Source organism: Streptomyces sp. NPDC058157, assembly GCF_042884105.1.
In the GTDB taxonomy this organism is placed as follows: domain Bacteria; phylum Actinomycetota; class Actinomycetes; order Streptomycetales; family Streptomycetaceae; genus Streptomyces.
In genome coordinates, this window is the sequence record NZ_JBHVUQ010000102.1 from 1 (window position 1) to 26898 (window position 26898).

General features: G+C 72.5%; 28 protein-coding genes. 9 read left to right on the forward strand and 19 right to left on the reverse strand.

Annotation, left to right across the window (positions count from 1 at the left end; translation table 11 throughout):
* Positions 1-46: 46 nt before the first annotated feature.
* The 4 genes from ACFVXK_RS23755 to ACFVXK_RS23770 all read right to left on the reverse strand — a co-directional run bounded on the left by ACFVXK_RS23755 (position 47) and on the right by ACFVXK_RS23770 (position 4535).
* The gene (locus ACFVXK_RS23755) at positions 47-1171 is read right to left on the reverse strand and encodes a GuaB3 family IMP dehydrogenase-related protein (RefSeq protein ID WP_045949019.1); all 1125 of its coding nucleotides are present in this window, start codon (positions 1169-1171) and stop codon (positions 47-49) included.
* Between the two features lie 157 nt (positions 1172-1328).
* Positions 1329-2828 carry an IMP dehydrogenase gene (guaB, locus tag ACFVXK_RS23760; RefSeq protein WP_389614760.1) on the reverse strand — a complete coding sequence of 500 codons (1500 nt, stop codon included), beginning with the start codon at positions 2826-2828 and terminating at the stop codon, positions 1329-1331.
* A gap of 123 nt (positions 2829-2951) precedes the next feature.
* Positions 2952-3581: a sigma-70 family RNA polymerase sigma factor gene (locus tag ACFVXK_RS23765; protein WP_389614762.1), complete on the reverse strand. Its 630-nt coding sequence runs from the start codon at positions 3579-3581 to the stop codon at positions 2952-2954.
* Positions 3582-3923: 342 nt separating this feature from the next.
* Positions 3924-4535: a response regulator transcription factor gene (locus ACFVXK_RS23770; RefSeq protein WP_003948568.1), complete on the reverse strand. Its 612-nt coding sequence runs from the start codon at positions 4533-4535 to the stop codon at positions 3924-3926.
* Positions 4536-4914: 379 nt separating this feature from the next.
* Between ACFVXK_RS23770 and ACFVXK_RS23775 the strand changes: the two genes are divergently transcribed.
* Positions 4915-5241, forward strand: coding sequence for a WhiB family transcriptional regulator (locus ACFVXK_RS23775; protein ID WP_030230767.1), 327 nt, complete (start codon positions 4915-4917; stop codon positions 5239-5241).
* A gap of 3 nt (positions 5242-5244) precedes the next feature.
* Here the strand turns inward: ACFVXK_RS23775 and ACFVXK_RS23780 are convergent, their stop codons facing one another.
* Entirely contained in the window at positions 5245-6141 is an 897-nt protein-coding gene (locus tag ACFVXK_RS23780) for a LysR family transcriptional regulator (protein ID WP_358893482.1), read from the reverse strand.
* A 109-nt stretch (positions 6142-6250) separates the two neighbouring features.
* On the opposite strand from ACFVXK_RS23780, the gene ACFVXK_RS23785 reads away from it, so the two are divergent.
* Entirely contained in the window at positions 6251-7024 is a 774-nt protein-coding gene (locus ACFVXK_RS23785) for an SDR family NAD(P)-dependent oxidoreductase (protein ID WP_389614765.1), read from the forward strand.
* Between the two features lie 97 nt (positions 7025-7121).
* Positions 7122-7820 (forward strand): ester cyclase, encoded by a 699-nt coding sequence (locus ACFVXK_RS23790; protein WP_389614767.1) that lies wholly within the window; start codon positions 7122-7124, stop codon positions 7818-7820.
* Between the two features lie 98 nt (positions 7821-7918).
* Here the strand turns inward: ACFVXK_RS23790 and groL are convergent, their stop codons facing one another.
* Both groL and groES read right to left on the reverse strand, forming a co-directional pair.
* Positions 7919-9547 carry a chaperonin GroEL gene (groL, locus tag ACFVXK_RS23795; protein WP_344163596.1) on the reverse strand — a complete coding sequence of 543 codons (1629 nt, stop codon included), beginning with the start codon at positions 9545-9547 and terminating at the stop codon, positions 7919-7921.
* A 111-nt stretch (positions 9548-9658) separates the two neighbouring features.
* Complete coding sequence (groES, locus tag ACFVXK_RS23800) at positions 9659-9967, reverse strand: co-chaperone GroES (protein ID WP_030230757.1); 309 nt, start codon at positions 9965-9967, stop codon at positions 9659-9661.
* Positions 9968-10257: 290 nt separating this feature from the next.
* On the opposite strand from groES, the gene ACFVXK_RS23805 reads away from it, so the two are divergent.
* The 4 genes from ACFVXK_RS23805 to ACFVXK_RS23820 are packed head-to-tail and all read left to right on the forward strand — an operon-like array spanning position 10258 to position 14978.
* Positions 10258-10944 carry a response regulator transcription factor gene (locus ACFVXK_RS23805; protein WP_389614769.1) on the forward strand — a complete coding sequence of 229 codons (687 nt, stop codon included), beginning with the start codon at positions 10258-10260 and terminating at the stop codon, positions 10942-10944.
* 2 nt (positions 10945-10946) lie between these two features.
* Positions 10947-12320, forward strand: coding sequence for an ATP-binding protein (locus ACFVXK_RS23810; RefSeq protein ID WP_389614771.1), 1374 nt, complete (start codon positions 10947-10949; stop codon positions 12318-12320).
* Between the two features lie 52 nt (positions 12321-12372).
* Positions 12373-13590, forward strand: coding sequence for an LCP family protein (locus ACFVXK_RS23815; RefSeq protein ID WP_389614773.1), 1218 nt, complete (start codon positions 12373-12375; stop codon positions 13588-13590).
* Complete coding sequence (locus ACFVXK_RS23820) at positions 13578-14978, forward strand: FtsW/RodA/SpoVE family cell cycle protein (RefSeq protein WP_389614775.1); 1401 nt, start codon at positions 13578-13580, stop codon at positions 14976-14978. Before ACFVXK_RS23815 ends, ACFVXK_RS23820 begins: the two co-directional genes overlap by 13 nt.
* A gap of 62 nt (positions 14979-15040) precedes the next feature.
* Here the strand turns inward: ACFVXK_RS23820 and ACFVXK_RS23825 are convergent, their stop codons facing one another.
* The 3 genes from ACFVXK_RS23825 to ACFVXK_RS23835 form a co-directional block, all read right to left on the reverse strand.
* Complete coding sequence (locus ACFVXK_RS23825; RefSeq protein ID WP_389614777.1) at positions 15041-15787, reverse strand: VOC family protein; 747 nt, start codon at positions 15785-15787, stop codon at positions 15041-15043.
* 81 nt (positions 15788-15868) lie between these two features.
* Complete coding sequence (locus tag ACFVXK_RS23830; protein WP_389614779.1) at positions 15869-16756, reverse strand: polysaccharide deacetylase family protein; 888 nt, start codon at positions 16754-16756, stop codon at positions 15869-15871.
* On the reverse strand, positions 16753-17706 hold the full coding sequence (locus ACFVXK_RS23835) for a polysaccharide deacetylase family protein (protein ID WP_389614781.1): 954 nt from the start codon (positions 17704-17706) through the stop codon (positions 16753-16755). The genes ACFVXK_RS23830 and ACFVXK_RS23835 overlap by 4 nt, the downstream gene beginning before the upstream one ends.
* An 89-nt stretch (positions 17707-17795) precedes the next feature.
* Between ACFVXK_RS23835 and ACFVXK_RS23840 the strand changes: the two genes are divergently transcribed.
* Positions 17796-18965, forward strand: coding sequence for a methyltransferase domain-containing protein (locus tag ACFVXK_RS23840; RefSeq protein WP_389614783.1), 1170 nt, complete (start codon positions 17796-17798; stop codon positions 18963-18965).
* A 36-nt stretch (positions 18966-19001) separates the two neighbouring features.
* On the opposite strand, the gene ACFVXK_RS23845 is transcribed toward ACFVXK_RS23840, so the two are convergent.
* From ACFVXK_RS23845 to tsaB, 5 genes are read right to left on the reverse strand one after another with little or no spacing between them, the layout of a single operon-like run.
* The gene (locus tag ACFVXK_RS23845; protein ID WP_389614785.1) at positions 19002-19700 is read right to left on the reverse strand and encodes a hypothetical protein; all 699 of its coding nucleotides are present in this window, start codon (positions 19698-19700) and stop codon (positions 19002-19004) included.
* A gap of 57 nt (positions 19701-19757) precedes the next feature.
* Positions 19758-20027, reverse strand: a complete 270-nt coding sequence (locus tag ACFVXK_RS23850) for a hypothetical protein (protein WP_389614799.1) — start codon at positions 20025-20027, stop codon at positions 19758-19760.
* 17 nt (positions 20028-20044) lie between these two features.
* Positions 20045-21142, reverse strand: coding sequence for a tRNA (adenosine(37)-N6)-threonylcarbamoyltransferase complex transferase subunit TsaD (gene tsaD / locus ACFVXK_RS23855; RefSeq protein ID WP_389614787.1), 1098 nt, complete (start codon positions 21140-21142; stop codon positions 20045-20047).
* On the reverse strand, positions 21135-21680 hold the full coding sequence (rimI, locus tag ACFVXK_RS23860) for a ribosomal protein S18-alanine N-acetyltransferase (protein WP_389614801.1): 546 nt from the start codon (positions 21678-21680) through the stop codon (positions 21135-21137). The genes tsaD and rimI overlap by 8 nt, the downstream gene beginning before the upstream one ends.
* A gap of 26 nt (positions 21681-21706) precedes the next feature.
* Complete coding sequence (gene tsaB, locus ACFVXK_RS23865) at positions 21707-22384, reverse strand: tRNA (adenosine(37)-N6)-threonylcarbamoyltransferase complex dimerization subunit type 1 TsaB (protein ID WP_389614789.1); 678 nt, start codon at positions 22382-22384, stop codon at positions 21707-21709.
* Positions 22385-22555: 171 nt separating this feature from the next.
* On the opposite strand from tsaB, the gene ACFVXK_RS23870 reads away from it, so the two are divergent.
* A complete protein-coding gene (locus tag ACFVXK_RS23870; protein WP_389614791.1) occupies positions 22556-23116 on the forward strand; it encodes a hypothetical protein in 561 nt (186 codons plus the stop codon).
* 123 nt (positions 23117-23239) lie between these two features.
* On the opposite strand, the gene ACFVXK_RS23875 is transcribed toward ACFVXK_RS23870, so the two are convergent.
* From ACFVXK_RS23875 to alr, 4 genes are all read right to left on the reverse strand, one after another.
* On the reverse strand, positions 23240-23422 hold the full coding sequence (locus ACFVXK_RS23875) for a hypothetical protein (RefSeq protein WP_389614793.1): 183 nt from the start codon (positions 23420-23422) through the stop codon (positions 23240-23242).
* Positions 23423-23556: 134 nt separating this feature from the next.
* On the reverse strand, positions 23557-24117 hold the full coding sequence (gene tsaE / locus ACFVXK_RS23880) for a tRNA (adenosine(37)-N6)-threonylcarbamoyltransferase complex ATPase subunit type 1 TsaE (protein WP_389614795.1): 561 nt from the start codon (positions 24115-24117) through the stop codon (positions 23557-23559).
* Positions 24074-25204 carry an alpha/beta fold hydrolase gene (locus ACFVXK_RS23885; protein ID WP_389614803.1) on the reverse strand — a complete coding sequence of 377 codons (1131 nt, stop codon included), beginning with the start codon at positions 25202-25204 and terminating at the stop codon, positions 24074-24076. The genes tsaE and ACFVXK_RS23885 overlap by 44 nt, the downstream gene beginning before the upstream one ends.
* A 91-nt stretch (positions 25205-25295) precedes the next feature.
* Positions 25296-26432, reverse strand: coding sequence for an alanine racemase (gene alr / locus ACFVXK_RS23890; RefSeq protein ID WP_389614797.1), 1137 nt, complete (start codon positions 26430-26432; stop codon positions 25296-25298).
* Between the last annotated feature and the right edge of the window lie 466 nt (positions 26433-26898).

The following is a 26898-nucleotide window of genomic DNA, read 5'->3' on the forward strand; positions in this document are numbered from 1 at the left end:
CCCCGAGCGGGGTGCCGGCCCTCCGGCGTACCTGTGGAAGGACGGGTCAGCGGCGGTGCTGGGAGTCCGCGACCGTGACCTCGACGCGCTGGAACTCCTTGAGCTCGCTGTAGCCGGTCGTGGCCATCGAGCGGCGCAGGGCGCCGAAGAGGTTCATCGAGCCGTCCGGGGTGTGCGACGGGCCGGTCAGGATCTCCTCGGTCGTGCCGACCGTGCCGAGGTTGACCTTCTTGCCGCGCGGCACGTCCTCGTGGACGGCCTCCATGCCCCAGTGGTGGCCCTTGCCGGGCGCGTCGGTGGCGCGCGCCAGCGGGGAGCCCATCATCACGGCGTCCGCGCCGCAGGCGATGGCCTTCGGCAGGTCGCCGGACCAGCCCACGCCGCCGTCGGCGATGACGTGCACGTAGCGGCCGCCGGACTCGTCCATGTAGTCGCGGCGCGCCGCGGCCACGTCCGCGACGGCCGTGGCCATCGGGACCTGGATGCCCAGCACGTTGCGCGTGGTGTGCGCGGCGCCGCCGCCGAAGCCGACGAGGACACCGGCCGCGCCGGTGCGCATCAGGTGCAGGGCCGCCGTGTAGGTGGCGCAGCCGCCGACGATGACCGGGACGTCGAGCTCGTAGATGAACTGCTTGAGGTTCAGCGGCTCGGCCGCGCCCGAGACGTGCTCGGCGGAGACGGTGGTGCCGCGGATGACGAAGATGTCGACGCCCGCGTCCACGACGGCCTTGGAGAACTGCGCGGTGCGCTGCGGGGAGAGCGCGGCGGCGGTGACGACGCCCGAGTCGCGCACCTCCTTGATCCGCTGACCGATGAGGTCGGCCTGGATCGGCGCGGCGTAGATCTCCTGGAGACGGCGGGTGGCGGCCTCCTCGTCCAGCTCCGCGATCTCGTCGAGCAGCGGCTGCGGGTCCTCGTAGCGGGTCCACAGGCCCTCGAGGTTCAGCACGCCGAGGCCACCGAGCTCGCCGATGCGGATGGCGGTCTGCGGGGAGACCACGGAGTCCATGGGGGCGGCCAGGAAGGGGAGCTCGAAGCGGTACGCGTCGATCTGCCAGGCGATCGAGACCTCCTTCGGGTCCCGCGTACGCCGGCTGGGGACGATGGCGATGTCGTCGAAGGCGTACGCCCGGCGGCCGCGCTTGCCGCGCCCGATCTCGATCTCAGTCACGTGTGGTGGCCTTTCCTCTGGGTCTGCCCGTCCAGTATCCCCGAACCCCGGGGACCCGCGTTCCGGTGACCGCTGTACGGACGCACGCACGGGCCGTGCGCGGACGCGCCGGAGGGGCGGGCCCGGGTGGGCCCGCCCCTCCGGGCGGTCATCGTGTTCAGCCCTTGCGGCTGTAGTTCGGCGCTTCCACCGTCATCTGGATGTCGTGCGGGTGGCTCTCCTTGAGGCCCGCCGAGGTGATCCGGACGAACCGGCCGCGGTCCTGGAGCTCCGGCACCGTGCGGCCGCCGACGTAGAACATCGACTGGCGCAGGCCGCCGACGAGCTGGTGGACCACCGCGGAGAGCGGGCCGCGGTAGGGGACCTGGCCCTCGATGCCCTCGGGGATCAGCTTGTCGTCGCCGCCGACCCCTTCCTGGAAGTAGCGGTCCTTGGAGAAGGACTTGCGGTCGCCGCGGGACTGCATCGCACCGAGCGAGCCCATGCCGCGGTAGGACTTGAACTGCTTGCCGTTGATGAACAGCAGCTCGCCCGGGGACTCCTCGCAGCCCGCGAGCAGCGAGCCGAGCATCACCGTGTCGGCGCCCGCGACCAGGGCCTTGGCGATGTCGCCGGAGTACTGGAGGCCGCCGTCGCCGATGACCGGGACGCCCGCGGCCTTGGCGGCCAGCGAGGCCTCGTAGATGGCGGTGACCTGCGGGACGCCGATGCCGGCGACGACGCGGGTGGTGCAGATGGAGCCGGGGCCGACGCCGACCTTGATGCCGTCGACACCGGCGTCGATGAGCGCCTGGGCGCCGTCGCGGGTGGCGACGTTGCCGCCGATGACGTCGACGGAGGCGTTCGACTTGATCTTGGAGACCATGTCGCCGACCAGGCGGGAGTGGCCGTGGGCGGTGTCGACGACGATGAAGTCGGCGCCCGCCTCGATCAGGGCCTGGGCGCGCTCGTACGCGTCACCGGCGACGCCGACGGCGGCGCCGACCAGCAGGCGGCCGTCCTTGTCCTTGGCGGCGTTCGGGTACTTCTCGGCCTTGACGAAGTCCTTGACCGTGATGAGGCCCTTGAGGACACCCGACTCGTCGACGAGCGGAAGCTTCTCGATCTTGTGGCGGCGCAGCAGCTCCATGGCGTCCACGCCGGAGATGCCGACCTTGCCCGTGACCAGCGGCATCGGGGTCATGACCTCGCGCACCTGGCGGCTGCGGTCCGACTCGAAGGCCATGTCGCGGTTGGTGACGATGCCGAGCAGCTTGCCGGCGGGGTCGGTGACCGGGACGCCGGAGATGCGGAACTTCGCGCAGAGCTCGTCGGCCTCGCGCAGCGTCGCGTCCGGGTGCACCGTGATCGGGTCGGTGACCATGCCGGACTCGGAGCGCTTGACCAGGTCGACCTGGTTGGCCTGGTCGGCGATGGAGAGGTTGCGGTGCAGGACACCGACGCCGCCCTGGCGGGCCATCGCGATGGCCATCCGGGACTCGGTGACCTTGTCCATGGCCGCGGACAGCAGCGGAACGTTCACGCGGACGTTGCGCGAGATGAGAGAGGAGGTGTCGATCTCGTCCGGAGCCATGTCCGACGCGCCCGGCAGCAGCAGCACGTCGTCGTAGGTCAGTCCGAGCGCGGCGAATTTGTCGGGTACTCCGTCGGCGGTCATGACACCTTCCCAAATGGTCTTGCTCAGCGCGGATGTCCATGCTAACGGGATCCCGAGGCGTCTCATTCCACGACCAAGGTCAACCAGAAGTTTCGTAGCTTCCTACGAGGAAAACGCGGTGGCTCACTGCTCCGCGAGCGCGCGCAGCCGGCTCAGCGCACGGTGCTGCGCGACCCGCACCGCTCCGGGGGACATGCCGAGCATCTGCCCGGTCTCCTCCGCGGTCAGCCCGACGGCCACGCGCAGCACGAGCAGCTCGCGCTGGTTCTCCGGCAGGTTGGCCAGCAGCTTCTTGGCCCAGGCGGCGTCACTGCTGAGCAGCGCCCGCTCCTCCGGCCCGAGCGAGTCGTCCGGCCGCTCCGGCATCTCGTCGGACGGGACGGCGGTGCTGCCCGGGTGCCGCATGGCGGCCCGCTGGAGGTCGGCGACCTTGTGCGCGGCGATGGCGAAGACGAACGCCTCGAAGGGGCGTCCGGTGTCCCGGTAGCGGGGCAGCGCCATCAGCACGGCGACGCACACCTCCTGCGCCAGGTCCTCGACGAAGTGGCGGGCGTCACCCGGGAGCCGCGACAGCCGGGTGCGGCAGTAGCGGATGGCGAGGGGGTGCACGAAGGCCAGCAGATCGTGCGTGGCCTGTTCGTCGCCGTCGACCGCGCGGCGTACGAGCGCGCTGACGGCCCCGGCGTTGCCGCCTTTGGCGGCGCCGGTGGGGCCTGTGGCCGGGGGTGACCCCAGGGCCTCGTCGTCGCGCATCAATCCATGGTGCCTTGGCGCCGGAGCGTTCGTGGCATCGCGGTCCGTGTTGTGCATCGAAGCGTTATGAGCGGGTGCGCCGGAACCCATCTTCTGCGCCCTCCCCTCCGCTCGGCCCGAATCGTCGTCCCCGAGGACTCGACCTCTCCAAGAATGCGGCACACCATCAAGGATGCGGCATCGCGCCCGAAGCGACACGTCCCCTGGATTGTGCCCCGTCAATCCCCGGCGGGACACCGGTCGGGACGGGACTTTCCCGTCCCGTCTCCCCCGGGGGGCCTGCCGCCCCGCCCGCCATCGGCGGACGGGACCGCTCCGGTCAGCCGGAGGCCGCTCCCGCGGTCAGCGGACGAGACCCCAGCGGAAGCCGAGCGCCACGGCGTGCGCCCGGTCCGAGGCGCCGAGCTTCTTGAAAAGCCTGCGGGCGTGCGTCTTGACCGTGTCCTCGGAGAGGAACAGCTCGCGCCCGATCTCCGCGTTGGACCGGCCGTGGCTCATGCCCTCCAGCACCTGGATCTCGCGCGCGGTGAGGGTGGGCGCGGCGCCCATCTCCGCCGAGCGCAGCCGGCGCGGGGCCAGCCGCCAGGTCGGGTCGGCGAGCGCCTGGGTGACCGTGGCCCGCAGTTCGGCGCGCGAGGCGTCCTTGTGCAGGTAGCCACGGGCGCCGGCGGCGACCGCGAGGGCCACGCCGTCCAGGTCCTCGGCGACCGTCAGCATGATGATGCGGGCGCCCGGGTCGGCGGACAGGAGCCGGCGGACGGTCTCGACACCGCCGAGGCCGGGCATCCGCACGTCCATCAGGATCAGGTCGGATCGGTCGGCACCCCAGCGGCGGAGGACTTCCTCGCCGTTGGCGGCCGTCGTCACACGCTCGACGCCGGGCACGGTGGCAACCGCGCGACGGAGCGCCTCTCGGGCAAGCGGGGAGTCGTCGCAGACGAGGACGGAAGTCATGACCGCCCTCCGCAGCTGCTGATGCGCGTCACCTTGAGCCTCCAGGCTGGTACGTATCGTCACCTGTGCGATCGATGCCCTCGGACACCTGTCCGGGAACTTCTCGTTTCAACCGCACTCGCTCTCTCAACGACGGTCACTCGAAAGAGTTACGGGTCGGACGGACACCTTCGGCACTCTACGTGAGGAAGCGATCACGACGCTGGAGGCGCCCTCGGCGCGTCCTCCATCTGGAGCTATGCCCTATTTGGCGGCTTTCCTTCCGTTTGGCATGTGTCTGAGGCTAGATTCCCAATGAGTCATATTTACATCTACTACGACAGTAGGTGTGGAGACATGGACCGTATCCGCCTCAGTACCGGCACCAAGAGGACTACCCATGGCAGATTTCTCCCGCCTCCCCGGACCGAACGCCGACCTCTGGGACTGGCAGCTGCTCGCAGCCTGCCGGGGGGTCGACAGCTCCCTCTTCTTCCACCCGGAGGGCGAGCGGGGCGCGGCCAGGAGTGCGCGCGAGGCCTCGGCTAAAGAGGTCTGCATGCGCTGCCCGGTGCGCTCGGAATGCGCCGCACACGCACTCGCCGTCCGCGAGCCCTACGGGGTGTGGGGCGGCCTCACCGAGGACGAACGCGAGGAACTGATGGGCCGCGCACGACACCGCCTGATCCCCGCCTCCAGCACGATCGGCCCGATCGCCCCGCACTGACCGTCAGCGGGCGGCGGCCCGCACCAGCTCCCCCAGGGTCGCCGCCACCGCCGGCACACGGGCCAGGTCGGGCAGCGTCAGCGCCACGACCTCCCGCTCCACCGCCGGCTCCACCACCAGGGCGCTCACGCCCTTGGCCCGCACCGACTCCACCGCCAGCTCCGGCAGCACCGCCACACCCAGCCCCGCGCCGACCAGTCCGACCACGGCCGGGTAGTCGTCGGTGGCGAAGTCGATGCGCGGGGTGAAGCCCGCGCCCTCGCACACCTCCACCAGATGGCGGCGGCAGCGCGGACAGCCCGCGATCCAGGGCTCGTCCGCCAGCTCCGCCATGCCCACCCGGCCGGCCCCGGCCAGCCGGTGCCCCTCGGGCACCAGCCCGACGAGCCGGTCGGTCAGCAGCGGGGTGACCACGAGGTCCTCCCACTCGGCCACGGCCGCGGCCCCGCCGTAGCGGAAGGCCAGCGCCAGGTCGCAGTCCCCCTCGCGCAGCATCTCCACCGAACGCGGCGGCTCCGCCTCCACCAGCGAGATCCGGGTGCCCGGGTGCTCGGCGCGCATCGCCGCCAGCGCGGTCGGCACCAGCGTGGAACTGCCGCTGGGGAAGGAGACCAGCCGCACCCGCCCGGCGCGCAGCCCGGCGATGGCCGCGACCTCCTCCTCGGCGGCGGTCAGCCCGGCCAGGATCCCGGCGGCGTGCCGCACGAGGGCCTCCCCGGCCTGGGTCAGCCGCATCTCGCGGCCCGTGCGGACCAGCAGCGGGGTGCCGGCCGACTGCTCCAGGGCCTTCATCTGCTGGGAGACGGCGGGCTGGGTGCAGCCGAGTTCGCGGGCGGCGGCGGAGAAGGAACCGGTCCCGGCGACAGCGCGCAGGATCCGCAGGTGGCGTGCCTCAATCACCCCTCGAGCATAAGCCCGCCTTTTGTGTCGACCCCAGCCTTCGGCCGCGACTTTGAGGACGGCCCCCTCAGGGGTGGGGGCGCGGGGCCCGGGCGGCTATTTTGCGCACATGACGACTGCGTTGATCACTGGATCCACGGCGGGCATCGGCGCCGCCTTCGCCCGGCGGCTCGCCGCCCAGGGCCACAACCTCGTCCTGGTGGCCCGGGACGCGAAGCGGCTGGCCGAGCAGGCCACCGAGCTGCACGACCGGCACGGCATCGAGGCCGAGGTGCTGTCCGCCGACCTGTCGACGGAGCAGGGCATCGCGGCCGTCGAGACCCGGCTCGGGGACCGGACGCACCCGGTGGACCTGCTGGTCAACAACGCCGGCTTCGGCAACAAGGGCCGCTACCTGGAGGTCTCGATGGCCGACGAGCTGGCCATGCTGAAGGTGCACATCGAGGCGGTGCTGCGGCTGACCTCGGCGGCCACGGAGTCGATGCGCTCGCGCGGCCGCGGCGGGGTGGTCAACGTGGCCTCGGTGGCCGCCTTCGTCCCGCGCGGCACCTACGGCGCCAGCAAGGCCTGGGTCGTGCAGTTCACCCAGGGCGCGGCCCGCGACCTGGCGGGGTCCGGGGTGCGGATGATGGCGCTGTGCCCGGGCTTCGTGCGGACAGAGTTCCACCAGCGGGCCGGCATGGGCACCGACAACATCCCCGGCTGGATGTGGCTCGACGCCGACAAGCTGGTGGGCGCCGCGCTGGCCGACCTCGCGCGCGGCAAGACCGTCTCGATCCCGGACCCGCGGTACAAGGCGCTGATGGGCGTGGTGAAGCTGACCCCGCGCGGGCTGCTCGGCGGCGTGTCCTCCCGGACGGGGCGCAAGTACGGGCCGCAGTAGGTCCCCCGAGGCTACCCGCACGACCCATCGGTAAGCGCGGCAAACGGGTGAAATCTCCCTAAAATGGACGTGTCCCATCACCCCGGGAGGCGACGCGATGACGTTCGTACAGGTAATCGATTACGAGACCAGGCGGTTCGACGAGATGAACGCCCTCATCGACCGCTACGCGGAACAGACCAGCGGGAAGCGCACGGTCACCCACACCATGATCGGCCGGGACCGCGACTCCCAGACCCACTACGTGGACCTCGTCGAATTCCCCTCGTACGAGGAGGCGATGAAGAACTCTCACCTCCCCGAGACCGACCGGATGTTCCAGGAGATGGTCGCGCTCTGCGAGGGAATGCCGAAGTTCATGAACCTCGACGTGGTGCGCGACGAGTACCTCAACAAGCTCGTCGTGAACCGGATGTTCGAGGAGTGCATCCTCAAGGGCGACTTCGCCGTCCTGGACGAGTGCCTGGCGGCGGACTACAAGGACCACGACATCATGGAGAGCGAGGGTCAGAGCGACGGCCGCGACGGCATGCGGCAGACCATCAGCATGTGGAGGGAAGCGTTCGACTTCTCCTTCGACCAGACCCGGCAGATCGCCGAGGGCGACTGCGTCACGACCCTCTGGAACTGGAAGGGCAACCAGAAGGGCACGTTCATGGGGGTCGCCCCGACCGGCAAGGAAGTCACGATGTCGGGATGTACGACCTTCCGTATCGACGACGGCCGGATCGCCGAGGGCTGGTGGTACTACGACGCCCCGAGCCTGATGCGGCAGATGGGCATGCTGCCCGAGTAGCGGGCAGCGGACACGCAAGAGGCCCTGGTCACCACCGCGTCGCAGCGGTGACCAGGGCCTTCTCGTTCAGCTAGTGCCGGCGCTCAGGGGCGCGGGCCTCAGTGGCTGTGGCCGTGACCGTGGCCGTGACCGGCGTCGGCCTCTTCCTCGGCCGGCTTCTCGACGACCAGGGTCTCGGTCGTGAGCAGCAGGGAGGCGATGGAGGCGGCGTTCTCCAGCGCGGAGCGGGTGACCTTGACCGGGTCGATGACGCCGGCCTTGACCAGGTCGCCGTACTCGCCGGAGGCGGCGTTGAAGCCGTTGCCCTTCTCCAGCTCCGCCACCTTCGAGGTGATGACGTAGCCCTCGAGGCCGGCGTTCTCGGCGATCCAGCGCAGCGGCTCGACGGCGGCGCGGCGGACGACCGACACGCCCGTGCCCTCGTCGCCGGTCAGGCCGAGGTTGCCCTCCAGGACCTTGACGGCGTGGACGAGCGCGGAGCCACCGCCGGAGACGATGCCCTCCTCGACCGCGGCGCGGGTCGCGGAGATGGCGTCCTCAAGGCGGTGCTTCTTCTCCTTGAGCTCCACCTCGGTGGCGGCGCCGACCTTGATGACGCAGACGCCGCCGGCGAGCTTCGCCAGGCGCTCCTGCAGCTTCTCGCGGTCCCAGTCGGAGTCCGTGGACTCGATCTCGGCCTTGATCTGGTTGACGCGGCCCGCGACGTCAGCGGCGTTGCCGCCACCGTCGACGATGGTCGTGTCGTCCTTGGAGATGGTCACGCGGCGCGCGGAACCGAGGACGTCCAGACCGGCCTGGTCGAGCTTGAGGCCGACCTCCTCGGCGATGACGGTGGCACCGGTGAGGGTGGCCATGTCCTGGAGCATCGCCTTGCGACGGTCGCCGAAGCCCGGGGCCTTGACGGCGACCGCGTTGAAGGTGCCGCGGATCTTGTTGACGACGAGGGTGGAGAGCGCCTCGCCCTCGACGTCCTCGGCGATGATCAGCAGCGGCTTGGAGCCACCCGCCTGGATGACCTTCTCCAGCAGCGGCAGGAGGTCCTGGATGGAGGAGATCTTGCCCTGGTTGATCAGGATGTACGGGTCGTCGAGGACGGCCTCCATACGCTCCTGGTCGGTGACCATGTACGGGGAGAGGTAGCCCTTGTCGAAGGCCATGCCCTCGGTGAACTCCAGCTCCAGGCCGAAGGCGTTGGACTCCTCGACGGTGATGACACCGTCCTTGCCGACCTTGTCCATCGCCTCGGCGATGAGCTCGCCGACCTGCGAGTCCTGCGCGGAGAGCGCGGCCACGGCGGCGATGTCCGACTTGTCCTCGATCGGGCGGGCGGTCGCGAGGAGCTCCTCGGACACGGCCTTGACCGCGGCGTCGATGCCCTTCTTCAGGGCGGCCGGGGAAGCGCCGGCGGCGACGTTGCGCAGACCCTCGCGGACGAGCGCCTGGGCGAGCACGGTGGCGGTGGTGGTGCCGTCACCCGCGATGTCGTTGGTCTTGGTCGCCACCTCCTTCACCAGCTGGGCGCCGAGGTTCTCGTACGGGTCGTCCAGCTCGACCTCGCGGGCGATGGTGACACCGTCGTTGGTGATGGTGGGGGCGCCGAACTTCTTGTCGATGACGACGTTGCGGCCCTTGGGGCCGATCGTCACCTTGACCGTGTCGGCAAGCTTGTTGACGCCGCGCTCGAGGGCGCGACGGGCGTCCTCGTCGAACTTCAGGATCTTCGCCATGGGAGCGGTTCAGCCCTCTCGAAAACTCGGGTTTAACGAACCGCGCCCCTCGCCGCCCGGCAATCAGCGGGGTGACCAGGGGCGCAGTTCAAAGCAATGCGTGAGAAGTGATTACTTCTCGACGATCGCGAGCACGTCGCGGGCCGAGAGGACGAGGTACTCCTCGCCGCTGTACTTCACTTCGGTGCCGCCGTACTTGCTGTACAGCACGATGTCGCCGACGGAGACGTCCAGCGGGAGACGCTGGCCGTCCTCGAAGCGGCCCGGGCCGACCGCGAGGACGACGCCCTCCTGGGGCTTCTCCTTCGCGGTGTCCGGGATGACCAGGCCGGAGGCCGTGGTCTGCTCGGCGTCGAGCGGCTGGACCACGATGCGGTCCTCAAGCGGCTTGATGGCAACCTTGGAGCTGGCGGTCGTCACGATCCGACCTCCCCCTTCGGAGATCCGGGGTTAACTGTCTGAGGTGGCGACCAGGTCGATCCGTCGTCGCGGGTGCCGGACCTGCCTGTCGCTGTGTTGGCACTCACCGGTGGCGAGTGCCAGGTGTGACACTATTCCGGCGATTAGCACTCGGTCAAGCGGAGTGCCAACACGGTCCGCCGGTTCCATGCATTCCGGCCGCGGCTGGACCCGTTTGGCCCAAACCCGGCCCCTGCCGCGCCCGGCCCCGCCCCGGGCCGGTCCGGTGCCCGGTGTGTGAGGGTGGACGGGTGCGCATCCTGGTCGTCGAAGACGAAGAGAACCTGGCCGAGTCCCTCCGGCAGGGCCTGTCCGCCGAGGGCCACCGCGTCGAGGTCGCCCACGACGGGCACCGGGGGCTGGAGCTGGCCCTCACCGGCGGCCCCTACGACGTCGTGCTGCTGGACCTCATGCTGCCCGGCCCCGGCGGCGCCGAGATCTGCGCCCGGATGCGCGCCCACGGAGACCCCACCCCCGTCCTGGTCCTCACCGCCAAGGACGGCGAGTACGACGAGGCCGAGGGCCTCGACGCCGGGGCCGACGACTACCTCACCAAGCCGTTCTCCTTCGTCGTGCTCGGCGCCCGCCTGCGCGCCCTCGCCCGCCGAGCCGCCGGCCCCGGCCCGGCGCCCGCCCTGCTCCGCGCCGGGGACCTCGTCCTCGACCCGCACGACCGCCGCTGCCGCCGCGGCGCGCAGGACATCGAACTCACCGCCCGCGAGCTCGGCGTGCTCGCCTGCCTGATGGAGCGCCCCGGCCGGGCCGTCGCCAAGCAGGACATCCTCGACGAGGTCTGGGACTCCCCCCACGGCATCGACCCCAACATCGTCGAGGTCTACGTCTCCTCCCTGCGCAAGAAGATCGACGCCCCCTTCGGCCGCCGCTCCATCCGCACCGTCCACGGCACCGGGTACCGCATGGCCCCCGACGGCGGCTGACGGTGGTCGGCAGCCTGCGCGCCCGGACCGCGCTCGCCGCCGCGCTCGCCATGGCCGCGGTCCTCGCCGGCGGCGGCCTGTGGCTGTACACCCTCATGCGCGGCAACCTCCTCGACAACACCACCGGCCGCACCGAGCTCGCCGCCCGGAAGGTCGCCGCGCAGGCCGACACCCGCACCCTCCCGCCCGGCGGCCGGCTGCCCGCGCCGGAGAACGGGGTCGACCTGGTCCTCGTACGCGACGCGCAGGGCCGCACCGTCGCGAGCACCGCCGCCGGCGGGGAGCCCCGCGACATCCCCCGCCTCGACGGACTGCGCCCCGGCCCCGGGCAGGACTCCCGCTCCGCCGTCCTGGCCCCCGCGCACCCCGGCGGCCAGCGGCGCGTGGTCGTCGCCGTCGAGGCCCCCGGCCCGTCCGGCGCGCACGACCCGGCCGCCCCGCGCACCGTGTACGCGATGACCGTGCTCGGGGACGTGGACGACGCCACCCGCGCCGTCGCCGTCGCCCTGCTCGCCGGGGCGCCGCCGATGATCGCCTTCGCGGCGGCCGTGGCCTGGTGGGCCACCGGGCACGCGCTGCGCCCCGTCACCGCCATCCGCTCCGGGCTGGCCTCGGTCACCGCGAGCGAGCTGGACCGCCGCGTCCCCGACCCGGGCGGCGCCGACGAGATCGCCCAGCTGGCGCGGACCGTCAACGACACCCTCGACCGGCTGGAGCGCTCCGACGCCCGGCAGCGGCAGTTCACCGCCGACGCCTCGCACGAGCTGCGCAACCCGCTGGCCGCCGTCCGCTCCAGGCTGGAGGTGGCCCTGGCCATGGAGCGGCCCGACCGGGCGTCGGTGGAGGCCGCGCTGGCCGACACCGAACGGCTCCAGCGGATCGCCGCCGACCTGCTGCTGCTGGCCCGCCTCGACGGGGGGCCCGCGCCGCGCCCCGAGCCGGTGGACCTCGCGCTGCTGGCGGCGGAGGACGCGGCGCGCCGGCCCGTCCCCCGGGTGCCGCTGCGGGTGGAGGCCCCGGCGCCGGTCCCGGCGTACGGGGACGCGGCGCGGCTGGAGCGGGCCCTGGGAAACCTGGTGGACAACGCCCTGCGGTACGCGCGGGGCCGGGTCGTGGTGCGGGCCGCCGCGCGGGACGGGTGGGCGGTGCTGGAGGTGGCCGACGACGGTCCGGGGATCCCGGAGGCGGACCGGGCCCGGGTCTTCGAGCGCTTCGTACGCCTCGACGCGGACCGGGGCCGGGCCAGCGGCGGCACCGGCCTGGGCCTGGCGATCGCCCGCGAGATCGCCCGGGCCCACGGGGGCGACGTCCGCGCCCTGGCGGCGCCGGACGGGGGCGCGCTGCTGGAGCTGCGGATCCCGTCGGGCAGGCGCTGAGCCGCCGGGCTCTCAGGTTTCCTTCAGCGGGGCTGCGCCAGGATCGACGGGCATGAGCGGACGACGGAGGAAAGCGGGCACGTCAGGCATACGGATCGCCCGCAGGCTGCTGATCGCGGTCTGCGCGCTCGCCCTGCTGGCGGGCGGCGCCGTCTGGTACGTCTACCGGGACCTGGCGGCGGGCATCGGCAGCTCGAAGGCGCTGGACGGGGCGGAGAAGTCGGCGCACGGCGATGTGAACGTGCTGCTCATCGGTCTGGACAGCCGCCGCGACCAGAACGGCGACCCGCTCCCGGAAGCCGTGCTGGACCAGCTGCACGCGGGGAGCTCGGACATCGGCGGCTACAACGCCAACACGATGATCCTGCTGCACGTGCCCGGCGACGGCGGGCGGGCGAAGGCCTTCTCGATACCGCGGGACGACTTCGTCGAGCTGGCGGGAGCGGAGGGGTCCGGCCCCGGGCACAAGGACAAGATCAAGAAGGCGTACGGGCTGGCGAAGTCGGCCGAGGAGGACCGGCTCGCCGCACAGGGGGTCAAGGACCGGCGGCAGCTGGAACGGGAGGGGCGCGAGGCGGGGCGCAAGGCGCAGATCGCAACGGTGCGGAACTTCCTGGGCGTCCCGGTCGATCATTTCGCCGAGCTGAACCTGGCCGGCTTCTACCACCTGGCCGAAGCGCTGGGCGGCGTACCGGTGTGCCTGAAGAAGCCGGTCAAGGACGGCTACTCGGGGGCGGACTTCCCGGCCGGCCGGCAGACGCTGGACGGGCGGCAGTCGCTGGCGTTCGTCCGGCAGCGGCACGGCCTGGACGGCGGCGACCTGGACCGGACGAAGCGGCAGCAGGCCTTCCTGGCGGGGGCGACGCAGAAGCTGAATTCGGCGGGGACCTTCACCGATCCGGTAAAGCTGATCAAGCTGATCGAGACCGCGAAACAGGACGTCGTGACGGACGCGGGATGGGATCTGCTGTCGTTCCTGAAGCAGGCGAAAAACCTGTCCGGCGGAAAAGTGCAATTTTCGACACTCCCCATCGAGGGCTTCGCAAGGAACCATGGGGAGGACATCAACGTCGTAGATGATATGAAGATAAAGCGCCTCATTGCCGAGCAGATCGGTCCCCGGACCGCCACTGCGACCCCGAGTGCACCGGGCGCCACGTCTCCTTCCGCCCTCCCCTCATCGCCGTCGGCGCCTCCGGCGTCAGCCCCTCCGCCGTCAGGGCCGGAGCCGGACACCATCGACGGGGGCGGCGTCCCGTGCGTGGACTGAGACCGCTGACGACGGCGGGCGCCCGCCGCCGGACCGAAGCGCTCCTGCTCGTCTTCGTGGTCGCCATCGCCGTCTTCGGGCACGTGAGCGCGGGCCTGGCCATGAACGGCGAGCTGCCGCAGCACCTGGCCAGCTTCGTGATCAGCATGTCGCTGCTCTCGCTGGTGGGACACCTGGGCATCCGCCGGTTCGCGGCGTACGCGGACCCGCTGATCTTCCCGCTCGCCATGCTGCTGACCGGGCTGGGGCTCGTCCTGATCCACCGGCTCGACCAGGGGTACATCGAGCGCTACGGCTCGGACGCGAACGCGCCCGGCCAGCTGATGTGGACGGTGGTCGGGGTCGCCGCCTGCCTGCTGGTGGTGGCGCTGCTGCGGGACCACCGGCTGCTCCAGCGGTTCATCTACATCACGATGGCCCTGGCGCTGGTGCTGCTGATCGCACCGGCGTTCTTCGGCGCCGACACGTACGGCGCCAAGCGGTGGATCATCCTGTTCGGGTTCTCGCTCCAGCCGGGCGAGTTCGTGAAGATCATGATCGCGGTCTTCTTCGCGGGGTATCTGGTGATCCACCGCGACTCGCTGGCCCTGACCGGCCGGAGGTTCCTCGGCATGCGGCTGCCGCCGATGCGGCAGCTCGGGCCGATCATCACGGTGTGGATCATCTCGCTGCTGGTGCTGGTCTTCGAGCGCGACCTGGGCACGTCGCTGATCTTCTTCGGCGTCTTCGTGGTGATGCTGTACGTCGCCACCGAGCGCACCAGCTGGATCGTGTGCGGCCTGGTCCTGGCGGCGGGCGGCGCGTTCGTCGTCGGCTCGACCGAGCCGCACGTCAAGGCGCGCGTCGCAGCCTGGCTCGACCCGCTCTCCTACTACTGGGAGAAGCCCCCGCCCGGGGTCACCTCCGACCAGTCGGCGCAGGCCCTGTTCAGCTTCGGCACCGGCGGCATCTCGGGCACCGGCCTGGGGATGGGCCACCCCGAGCTGATCAAGTTCGCGGGGCGCAGCGACTTCATCCTGACGACGGTGGGCGAGGAGCTCGGCCTGGCGGGGGTCATGGCCGTCCTGCTGCTGTACGCCCTGCTGGTGCAGCGGGGCCTGCGGATGGCGCTGGCCGCGCGCGACCCGTTCGGCAAGCTGCTGGCGATCGGCCTCGCGTCGGCGCTGGCGCTCCAGGTCTTCGTGGTCGCGGGCGGCGTCACGGGCCTGATCCCCCTGACCGGCAAGGCCCTGCCCTTCCTGGCGAAGGGCGGCTCGTCACTGCTGGCCAACTGGATCATGATCGCCCTCCTGCTGCGCATCAGCGACAGCGCGGAACGCCAGCGGGAGGCCGACGCCCGGGGGCCGGCGGAAACGACCATCACCCCGGTGGTGGCCGGGGTCCGGTAGCCGATCGGCACGGGGGGGTGGGTCCCGGCGGGGCCGTCCCCCCGCGCCGGAACGTCACGCCGTCATGCGGTTCCGCGGGGGCTGAGGAGGCAGAACTCGTTGCCTTCCGGGTCGGCCAGGATGGTCCAGGAGATGGCGGACGCGTCATAGCTGGGGCTGGTGGCTCCCAGGGCGCGCAGCCGGGCCGCCTCCGCCGCCGGGTCGTCACCGGTGTAGGGGGCGACGTCGAGGTGGACGCGGTTCCACCCGCTCTTGGTGTCCGGGGTGCGGATGAACTCCAGGTAGGGGCCGACGCCTTGGGCGGACCGCAGGGTCGCCTGGTCGTCGGTGACCTGGTGCAGCTTCCAGTCGATCGCCGCGTCCCAGAACCGGGCCATCTCGCGCGGGTCCGCGCAGTCGACGACGACCGCGGCGACGGGGCCGGTGTCGCGGTAGATCTCGCGGGGCTCCAGGACGCAGAACTCGTTGCCCTCCGGGTCGGCCATGACCGTCCAGGGGACGTCGCCCTGGCCCACGTCGGCGAGGGTCGCGCCGAGGTCCTTCAGACGGGCGACCAACTCCGCCTGGTGGGCGGCCGACGTGGTGGCCAGATCGAGGTGCACCCGGTTCTTGACCGTCTTGGGCTCCGGCCGGGCGATGATGTCGACGCACACGGCCACGGGGTCGGGGTAGGAGAACCCCACGGGCTCCAGGTTGGTCACGCCGGGCCCCTCGCTGTCGACACCCCACCCGAGCGCCTCCGCCCAGAACCGCCCGAGCGCCGTGTCGTCGTGGGCCTTCATGTTGATCTGCACAAGTCGCGTTGCCATGCGGCAGATCCTAGGGCCCGCCCCCACCCCGAGCCGAGTGGATTTCCGCTGGTGACGGGCCTACCGGCCCCGCACCTGCCCCTACAGGTAGTCCTCCAGGCGGGCGATCTTGTAGCCCTGTTCCTGTATGTGCTGGAGCATCTTCGTCACCATGTGGATCTCCGTCGCGCCCTTGAGTTCCGACGGGCCGCGGAAGTGGGCCAGGACGATGTCACCGGGTTTGAAGGCCGAGCCCTCGGCGTACTGGAAGTCGTTTATCTGCATCGACGCCCGCCACAGCACGACCGTGTTGATGCCGCATTCCGAGGCGGCCTTCAGGGTGTCGTCGTTGTAGTTGCCGAAGGGCGGGCGGAAGAGGACCGGGCGCTTGCCGAAGCGCTTCTCCAGGCGCTCCTGCTGGCCGCATATCTCCTTCTTCTGCGCCGCGAACGCCAGCGTGCGCATGTTGGGGTGCGTCAGCGTGTGGTTGTTCACCGTGCTGTTCGAGCCGTTGTCGCGGAGCTTCTCGAAGTAGCCGTAGTCCGACGACGCCACGTTGTCCGTGAGGAACATGCTGATCGGCAGCTTCAGTTCGGCCGCCATCTTCAGGAACTCGGGGTCCTTCTCCGCGCCGTCGTCGAAGGTCAGGAAGACGACCTTGTCGTTCGGCGCGACGGGTATTCGGTCCACCACCACCGGCTTGCCCGGACCGGCCGGCTTGGGGAGTTGGGGCTTCTGCGCGGGCTTCGGGGCGTACTGCAGCGGGGCGGTCAGCCCCCACTTGCGGTACGCCTCGTCCCCCGGGGTGCCCGCCTGGGCGGACGGGGCCGCGGAGGTCCGGGCGGACGGGGACGCCGACGGGCTCCCCGACTGCCCGGCCTTGCGGCCCAGCCTCTCGATCGGATCCACGCTGTTCCCGCATCCGGACAGGGACAGCGCGAGCGCGCCGGCCGTCAGCGTCCCGGCCACCAGCCGGCGCGCGTACTTCACAGGTAATCCTCCAGGCGGGCCACGGCGTACCCCTTGTCCGTGACGGTCTTCATGACATGACGGATCATGTCAGGCATGGTGCCCTTCCAGTCCTCGCGACCCCGGAAGTGCGTGAGGATGATGTCGCCGGGGTGCAGGTCCCTGTCCCATTCACGGTAGTCCATCCGGTTCGGGAAGGCCTCCGCGTTCCACAGGGGGACCGCCTTGATGCCACAGGACTTCGCCGCGCGCAGCGTGTCCTGGTTGTAGTTCCCGTAGGGGGGCCGGAACAGCTGGGGCCGCTTGCCGAACTGCTTCTGGATGGTGTCCTGCTGCCCGCAGATCTCCTCGCGCTGCTGCTCGTAGTTGAGGCCGGGCAGGTAGCGGTGGTTGAGGGTGTGGTTGTCCAGGGTGACGCCCGCGTCCTGCATCTGCTTGAAGTACCCGTAGTTGTCCCGCACGAGGTAGTCGCTGAGGAACGCCGTGTACGGGATCTTCAGCTCCTGCATCATCCGGATGAACTCGGGGTCCTTCTCGGCCCCGTCGTCGACGGTCAGGAAGACGACCTTGTCCTCGGTCGGGACGGTGGTGAAGACCGGGGGGAGCTCCTCCTGGCCCTCGACCTCGAAGCCCTCCCGGGCGGTGATCTCGGGCTTCGTCCTGGGCCCGGGCGGGGCCGCGAGCGGGGTCTTGGCCAGGCCCCACTTCTTCGCCATGGCGACGCGTGCCTGCTGGGCGGCCTTCTGCTGCTCGGCGGAGTTGGCGAGGGCGCCCGCCGCGCCCGAGCCGGCCTCGGCGGCGGCGTGGCCCGGCTTGCCCTTGACGGGCGTCCCCGGGTCGGCGGCGCCGCACCCCGTGCCCAGGGCGGCGACCAGCAGCGCTGCCGCGGCCACCCCGTACCGGGCGCGCGGGCGTGCCGCGGACCGGTGACCAAACTGCGAGGGATTTCCCTTTTGTCGTACAAGCTGCATAGCGCGGATCCTTGCACCGCGCGGCGCGGCTCCCCGGTCGACACCACGGCCGAGGTCCCCCCTTCCACCGACTGGCCGACAATGGAGCCGTGACTCCCGAAGACTTCGCCGCGCTCCTCACCCCCGAGGGGCGCGCCCTCCTCGACTCGCTCCGCGACTACGACCCCGCCCAGGAGCTGGCCGTCGCCACCCGGCTGCGCCGCGAGCACCCCGCCGGGCTGGTGTCGGCCGCGCTGGGCCAGGCCCGCCTCAGGCAGCGGGCGGTGGCGAAGTTCGGGGCCGAGGACGCGTTCCGGATGTTCTTCACCCCCGGCGGCGGGGAGATGGCCACCCGCGCGCCGGTGGCCTCGTACCGCGCCGAACGCCTCGCCGAGCTGGGCGTACGGAGCGTCGCGGACCTGTGCTGCGGGATCGGCGGGGACGCCCTGGCGCTGGCGCGGCGCGGGATCCGGGTGCTGGCCGTGGACCTCGACCCGCTGACGGTGGCGGTCGCGCGGGCCAACGCGGAGGCGCTGGGGCTGGCCGACCTGATCGAGGTCCGGGAGGCGGACGTGACGACGGTCGATGTCTCCCCGTACGACGCCGTCTTCATCGACCCGGCGCGGCGCGGCGGGCGCGGGCGGATCTTCGACCCGGAGTCGTACTCGCCCCCGCTGTCGTGGGCGGTCGGGGCGGCACGGGCGGCGAAGTACGCCGCGATCAAGATCGCGCCCGGGATCCCGCACGAGGCGGTGCCGACGGAGGCCGAGGCGGAGTGGATCTCGGACCACGGGAACGTGAAGGAGGCCGTGCTGTGGTTCGGCACCGCCCCCGGGACGGTACGGGCCACGCTGCTGCCGGGGCCGGTCGGGCTGAACACCGCCGAGCCGCTGCCGGACCCCGAGGCGGGGCCGGTGGGGCGGTGGCTGTACGAGCCGGACGGGGCGGTGATCCGGGCGCACCTGGTGGCGGAGGTGGCGCAGGCGCTGGACGGGCGGCTGATCGACCCGACGATCGCGTACATCACGGCCGACGAGCTGCGGGCGACGCCGTACGCGACGGCCTACGAGATCACGGACGTGCTGCCGTTCGGGCTGAAGAAGCTGAAGGCGCTGCTGCGGGAGCGGGAGGTGGGGGTGCTGACGGTGAAGAAGCGGGGGTCGGCGATCGAGCCGGAGGAGCTGCGGCGGAAGGTGAAGCCGTCGGGGCCGAATTCCGCGACGGTGTTCCTGACGCGGGTCGCGGGAGCGCCGGCGATGCTGATCGGCGGCCCCGCGTAGGCCCTGGCCGGGCGGGGAGGGGGCCGGTGCGGCGCCTCAGACGCCCGCGAGGCGGGATTTCGCCGGGCGGGGGTGGTGGGCCGCCGGGGCGGGGGCGCTGGGTCGGCCGCGCTCCGGGCGGTCGGTCCGGCGGGCCCGGAGGGACCAGCTGTAGTGGGTGGCGGCCTTGGCCAGGCCCAGGAGGGCGGTGACCCACAGGATCAGGCCGAGGCCCATGAAGTACGCGACCTCCCCGACCGTGTCCGTCCCCGGCCGGGCCCCCGACGCGGCGGCGAAGGCCGTCCAGAGGCCGAGGGTGCCCAGGGACAGCGAGGCCAGCAGCCACACCGCGCTCCGGACCGGGGCGCGCAGCCCCGCGTCCGCCCCGGGGCCGCGGTCCGCGACGGCCCAGGCGCACAGCAGCTGGTGCACCCGGCGCTCCTGCCGGGCGCCCCGGACGAAGCAGTAGCCCGCCGGCACCAGCACCGCGAGCCCCATCACGGCGAACACGGCCCCGAAGAGGCGCTCCGCACCGGCACCGGACTCGAAGGTCATCACGGCCATGCTCACGAAGGTCCAGCCCACCGCGAAGACCGCCGCGAGCACCCACAGCAGCGCCAGCCGCCCCAGGCCCAGGCTGCGGCGGCTCAGGTCCGCGAGGAAGCGCGCGCGGTCGGCCCGTACGACGCGCTCGTCCAGCCACTCGCGCAGGTGCGCGGGCGGCGGCGGGGGCGGCAGGTCACGGCGGCTAGACATGCGCATGACCCTAGCGGCGCCCCATGGAGCCTCACCGCAGCGCTCCTCGACCCGCGCTCAGCCGCCCTGCTCGACCCGCGTGACCTCGACGGATTCGAACCGCCAGCGGTGCACGGCCCGGGTGATCAGGTCCGCCGCGGGCTCCGGGAGCTCCGGGAGCTCCGCCGCCGCACGGCCCTCGGGCGCTTCCCACCAGGTGATCACGAGCACCCGGTCCTGCGGGGCGCGCAGCACCTCGCGGCGCAGCGGCTCCCGGGCCAGGACCTGGGCGCGGGCCCACTCCAGCAGCTCGTTGCCCCGGCCCTCGACGGCCCGGGCCTCCCACATCAGCGCGACGACGGTGTTCACGAGTACAGGTTGTCCTTGCTGAGCTCGTGCACGTGGTCGTGGTCGTGGGACGTGCCCGGGACGTGCGGGTCCGTCACCGGGAGGGAGGAGTCCGCCGACAGGTCCCAGTCCGAGGCGGGACGGTTCCGCTTGACCATCTCCGCGCCCAGGGCCGCGACCATCGCGCCGTTGTCGGTGCAGAGCTTGGGCCGCGGTACGCGCAGGATGATCCCCGCGTCGTCGCACCGCTCCTGCGCCAGCGAGCGCAGCCGGGAGTTGGCCGCCACGCCGCCGCCGATCATCAGGTGGTCCACGCCCTCGTCCTTGCACGCGCGGATCGCCTTGCGCGTCAGCACGTCCACCACGGCCTCCTGGAAGGACGCCGCCACGTCGCGCACCGGCACCTCCTCGCCCGCGTTCCGCTTCGCCTCGATCCAGCGGGCCACCGCCGTCTTGAGGCCGGAGAAGGAGAAGTCGTACGCCGGGTCGCGCGACCCGGTCAGCCCGCGCGGGAAGTTGATGGCCTTGGGGTCGCCCTCCTTGGCCAGCCGGTCGATGACCGGCCCGCCGGGGAAGCCCAGCTGGAGCACGCGGGCGATCTTGTCGAAGGCCTCGCCGGCCGCGTCGTCGATGGTCGCGCCGAGCGGGCGCACGTCGCTGGTGATGTCCGGGGCCAGCAGCAGCGAGGAGTGGCCGCCGGAGACCAGCAGGGCCATGGTCGGCTCGGGCAGCGGGCCGTGTTCCAGCTGGTCGACGCAGATGTGGGAGGCGAGGTGGTTGACCCCGTACAGCGGCTTGCCGAGCGCGTACGCGTACGCCTTGGCCGCCGAGACGCCGACCAGCAGGGCGCCTGCGAGGCCGGGGCCGGCGGTGACGGCGATGCCGTCGAGGTCGCGGGCGGTGACGCCGGCTTCCTTGAGGGCGCGCTCGATGGTCGGGACCATCGCTTCGAGGTGGGCCCGGGAGGCGACCTCGGGCACGACACCGCCGAAGCGGGCGTGCTCGTCGACGCTGGAGGCGACCGCGTCGGCCAGCAGGGTGGTGCCGCGGACGATGCCGACGCCGGTCTCGTCGCAGGAGGTCTCGATGCCGAGGACGAGCGGTTCGTCAGCCATGGGTCTCACTGCTCTCAGGGTGTTCAGGGGTCTCGGGGGTCGGGTCGGCCGCATCAGCCGGGGCGGCCGGGGCGGCCGGCTCCGGCGTGCGGGCCGGGTCGGTCAGGCGCATCACCAGCGCGTCGACGTTGCCGGGCTGGTAGTAGCCGCGCCGGAAGCCGATCGGCTCGAAGCCGAAGCGCTCGTAGAGCCGCTGGGCGCGGGTGTTGTCGACCCGTACCTCCAGCAGCACCTCCGCGCACTCGAAGGCGGTCGCGGCGCGCAGCAGTTCGGTGAGCAGCCGGGCGCCGAGTCCGGTGCCCCACTGGTCCTTGGCCGCCGCGATGGTCTGCACGTCACCGAGGTCGCCGGAGGCCGCGAGGCCCGCGTAGCCGACCAGGCGGCCGCTCTCCGGGTCTTCGGCGACGACGTAGCGGCGGCTGGCGCGCGGGCCGCGGGCGTGGGCGAGTTCGGACCAGAACATCCCGGCGGACCAGGCGTCCTCGGGGAAGAGTTCGTGCTCCAGTTCCAGCACCGGTGCGATGTCCCACCAGCGCATCTCGCGGAGCACTGCGGTCGGGGCCGTCACTGCGGGGTGACCACCTTGTAGTTCTTCGGCACCTGGGCGTCCGGGCGGCGCAGGTAGAGCGGGACCGGCGGGACGCCGTCGGCGTTCTCGAACGGGGCGCCGGCCGCGAGGCGTTCGGCGGCGAGGGCGGCGAGGGCCGCGGCCGACTGGTGCTCGGGCTCGCGCGGGTCGGTGAAGACCTCGGGGTAGAGCCGGGCGCCCTGGCCGACCGCGGGGAGGCCGGCGACCTGCTCGGCGATGTCGGCCGGGCGGTCCACGGCGGGCTCGCCGACCCGGGTGCGGGGGTCCTCGTAGCGCGCCCAGTAGACCTCCTTGCGCCGCGCGTCGGTGGCGACGGTGAAGGGGCCCTCGATCCCGGCGGCGCCCGCGGCGTAGGCGAGCCCGTCGAGGGTGCACAGGCCGTGCACGGGGATGCCGAGGACGGAGGCGAAGGTGGAGGCGGTGACGAGGCCGACGCGCAGGCCGGTGTAGGGGCCGGGGCCGACGCCGACGACGATGCCGGTGAGGGCTTCGAGCTTCACCCCGGCCTCGGCGAGGACCCGGTCGACGGAGGGCAGCAGGAGCTCCCCGTGGCGGCGGGCGTCGACCTGGTGGGACCGGGCCAGGACGGTCTCCCCGTCGTGCAGGGCGACGGTGACGGCGGGCGTGGCGGTATCTACGGCGAGCAAGAGCACGCGAACAGCCTACGACTCCCGGGCGGCCGGGCCTTGCGGCCGGTCGCGGCGGGGCCCGGCTGCTACCTTTCGACCGGGAGTACGACGCGGCGGCGCGGCGGCTACGGAGCGGCGGCGGCGCGGCGACAGGGCAGGAACCGGTACGCGCGGACGCGGAGAGGCAGGAGCAAGGTGGCAAGCAGCAGCTCGGGAATCGTGGCGGGGCTCACCGTCGCGGCGATCGCGGCGATCGGCTTCCTCGGCTACCAGGCCCACGCGACCGCTCCCGCGCATCCCGCGAAGCCCGCCGCGCAGGCCCCGGCGACCCCGCAGAACCAGGCTCCGGCGCAGCAGGGCGCGGCGAAGCCGGCGACGCTGCCGGCCGAGTCGGGGAGCGGGCAGCGGGTGGTGTACTCGGTGTCGCAGAAGCGGGTGTGGCTGGTCACGGAGGACGGCAAGGAGCCGAAGACCTTCACGGTGGTGCCGAGCACGGTGCACCCGGCGCCCGGCAGCTACCTGGTCAACTCCCGGGCGGGCACGGTCACCGGCTCGGACGGGGTGCCGATCGAGCACGTGGTCCGCTTCGCCAGCAGCGCCGAGGGCATCGGGATCGGCTTCAGCGCCCGGGTGGACGGCGCGCTGCCGCAGCCGGACGCCGGGAAGAAGACGGGCGGCATCCGGATGTCGCGTGCGGACGGGGACGCCATGTGGGCCTTCGCGCTGTACAACTCGAAGGTCGTCGTCGTCCAGTAGGCCGTCGGGCCGCCCGCCCGTCCACTGGCCCCGCCCACTGGCCGTCCTCTGCCCGTCCGAGTGACGTTCCGGGTACGTCCCTCACCCGTACGCGGGTCCCGCGTACGGGTGGTCGCGGGCGTCTCAGGCCGCTTCCGGTTCCGCGGCGGCGGCCTGTTCCGTGTCCGCCGCGCCCTCGGACGCGGGGTCCCGGGGGTCCGGCTCCGAGCGGGCGGGCGGTGTGGACACGGCGGTGGCGGCCACGCCCGCCGCGAGCAGGGCCCGCATGGACACGACGGGCGCTCGCTCTGCTCCTGCTGCCGACATGGCTGCCTCCTGAGACCCCGGGACGCCGTACTTAGGTAGACCTAACCAGCGCTCGGTACCATGTCATCACGCGAGCCCGCGGCAGCGCAACGTTTTCCCGACGAGTTGTCGGTACCTCGTCGGGAAACGGCCGACTACGCCGGGGAGAGCCGCGCCAGCTCCGGCCCGGCCCCGGCCCAGCGCGCGCCGACGCCGCGCAGCGCGACCTGGCGCACGTCGTCCAGGACCTCCTCGTGGCCGACCGCCCGCCCGATGACCACGTGCAGCCGGTCGTCGGAGAGCTCCTCCACCTTGCCGTCGCCCCACTCCACGACGACGACGGAATCGGGCAGCGAGACGTCGAGGTCCAGGTCCTCCATCTCGTCCAGCCCGCCGCCCAGCCGGTACGCGTCCACGTGCACCAGCGGCGGCCCGTCGCCCAGGGACGGGTGCACCCGGGCGATCACGAAGGTCGGCGAGGTCACGGCCCCGCGCACGCCCAGCCCCTCCCCCAGCCCCCGGGTCAGGGTGGTCTTGCCCGCGCCGAGCTCGCCGGTCAGCAGGACCAGGTCGCCGGGGCGCAGCAGGGCGGCGATCCTGCGGCCCAGCTCCTGCATGGAGGCGGGCGAGTCGACGGTGATCAGGGTTTCGGCGGCGGCCTCGGCCAGGGCCTCAGCGGCCGGGCTGCGCGGCGCTTCCCGCTGTACGTCTTCCATGCGCCCCAACGTTAGTCGGTGCGGGGACGGCACCCGCGCGCTCCAGCAGGCCGGTGAGCAGCCCCGTCACGATCTCGGGGCGCTCCAGCATCATCAGGTGGCCGGTCTCCTCCAGGACCACCAGTTCGGCGGCCGGCAGCTCCTCCTTGATCGCCACGCTGTGCCCGGGCGGGATGATCATGTCCCGGTCCCCGGCGATCACGGTGACCGGGAGGCCGGCGAACCGCTGGAGGGCGGCGCTCTTGTCGTGGGTCTGGAAGGCCGGGTAGAACTCGGCGACCACGTCGATCGGGGTGGCCTCGATCAGCCGCTCGGCGAAGCGCGCGACGCCGGGGTCGACGTCGCGGGAGCCGAACGAGTAGAGCTTGATCATCCCGGCGAAGAGGTCGGCGGTGGCCCGGCGGCCCTTCTCCACGAGCTCCACCTGGGAGCCGAGGGCCTTGAGCACCCCCGGCAGCAGGCGGCGCACGGCGCCCTGCCCGATGGCCGGCAGCCCGTACGTGACCTCGTGGAGCCGTCCGCTGGAGGTTCCGACCAGGGCCACCCCGAGCACCCGCTCGCGCACCAGCTCCGGGAACTGCTCGGCGAAGGCCATGACGGTCATACCGCCCATGGAGTGGCCGACGAGGACGAGCGGGCCCTCGGGCGCGGCGGCGTCGACGACGGCCTTGAGGTCGCGGCCGAGCTGGTCGATGGTGACGGGCTCGCCGTCGGCCTGGGCCAGGCCCCGGGCGCTGCGGCCGTGGCTGCGCTGGTCCCAGTAGACGGCGCGGACGGTCCCGCGCAGGGCGGCGCGCTGGAAGTGCCAGGAATCCTGGCTGAGGCAGTAGCCGTGGCAGAACACGACGGTGGCCGGGGCGGCGCCCTTGCGGCGCGGCCTGCGCCTGCCGGAGCCGGCGGGCGGCTCCGCCACCTCGTCGACCTCGTAGTGGAGCTCGGTGCCGTCCTCGGCGCGGCAGGTGCCCTCGGTGCCGCGCAGGGATCCGTAGTCCCCGGCGGCGTCCAGCGCGAGGCGGGCCTTGCGGCGGATGCCCCGGCCCACGGTGATCCGTTCGACGGCGACACCGGCCGCGGCGCCCGCCGCCATGACGCCGATGGCGGCGCCGGCCCAGCCGGCCTTGCGCCAGTTCTCGCTCACGACCCGTTCCCGCTCACGACGTCGCCGTCCTCACTCAGCCTCAGCCGCCGAGGTAGACCCGGGGCACCCGACCTCCGATACGGGTGACGATCTCATACGCGATCGTATGCGCCGCTTGAGCCCAGTCCTCGGCGGTCGGCTCGCCGCGCTCGGCGTCGCCGAGGATGACGGCCTCGTCCCCCGCCTCGGCGAGGTCGTCGCCGAGGTCCACGACGAACTGGTCCATGGCGATCCGCCCGGCGGCCCGCCGGATCTTCCCGGCGACGAGCACGGGCCCGCGGCCGGAGGCGTTGCGCGGGATGCCGTCGGCGTAGCCGGCGGGGACGAGCGCGAGGTGCGTCTCGGACTCGGTGACGTAGTGGTGGCCGTAGCTCACGCCGTGCCCGGCGGGGACCGTCTTGACCAGCGCGAGGGAGGCCCGGAGGGTCATCGCGGGCCGCAGGCCCAGTTCGGCGGGGGTGCCGAGCTCGGGGGAGGGCGACACGCCGTAGACGGCCAGGCCGGTGCGGACGAGGTCGAAGTGGGTCTCGGGGAGGGTGAGGGTCGCGGGCGAGTTGGCGATGTGCCGGACCTCGGGGTCGACCCCCTCCTTCTCCGCGTAGGCCAGCATGTCGCGGAAGGCGTCGAGCTGGAGCCGGATGGAGGGGTGGCCGGGCTCGTCGGCGCAGGCGAAGTGCGACCAGACGCCGGTGACCTGGACGGTGCCCTCGGCCTGCGCGGCGACGGCCGCGCCGACGAGTTCGGCCCAGTCGGCGGGCTGGCAGCCGTTGCGGCCGAGGCCGGTGTCGGCCTTGAGCTGGATCCGGGCGGTGCGGCCGGCCGCGCGGGCGGCCGCGCGGACCTCCTCCAGGGCCCACATCCCGCTGACGGACACGTCGATGTCGGCCTCGATCGCCTCCCGCCAGGGCCCGCCGGGGGTCCACAGCCAGCACATGATCCGCCCCCGGATCCCGGCGGCGCGCAGCTCCAGCGCCTCCTCGGGGGTGGCGGTGCCGAGCCAGGTGGCCCCGGCCTCCTGGGCGGCGCGGGCACACGGCAGGGCCCCGTGCCCATAGGCGTTCGACTTGACGACGGCCATCAGTTCGGCCCGGGGCGCCCGCGCCCGCAGGGCACGCACGTTGGCCCGCACGGCATCAAGATCGATCTCGGCGTACACGCGCATCGGTGTCTCGTTCATCGCCCACAGTCTCTCAGAACCCGTGCGCGCCGGTGATCCGGCAGGGTTCGCCCCGATACGGCCCGCCAACCCGCCGGTGCCCGGCCCCCGAGGACCGCCCCCGGGACGAGACCCGAGGGCTGGACCCGGGACGCGAAACGGGGCGGGGCCCGACACGGGACCCGAGGTTGAACCCGGGACGAGACCCGGGACGAGACCCGAGGGCAGGAACCGAGGCCGGGGCCCGGAGGCAGAGCCCGGGGCCAGGGCCCGAGGGCAGGAACCGAGGCCGGGGCCCGAAGGCAGGGACCGAGGCCAGGACCCGAAGGCAGGAACCGAGGCCAGGACCCGAGGGCAGGGCCCGGGGCCAGGGCCCGGGGCCAGGGCCCGAGGGCAGGGCCCGAAGGCAGGGCCCGAAGGCAGGGCCCGAAGGCAGGGCCCGAAGGCAGGGCCCGAAGGCAGGGCCCGAAGGCAGGGCCCGAAGGCA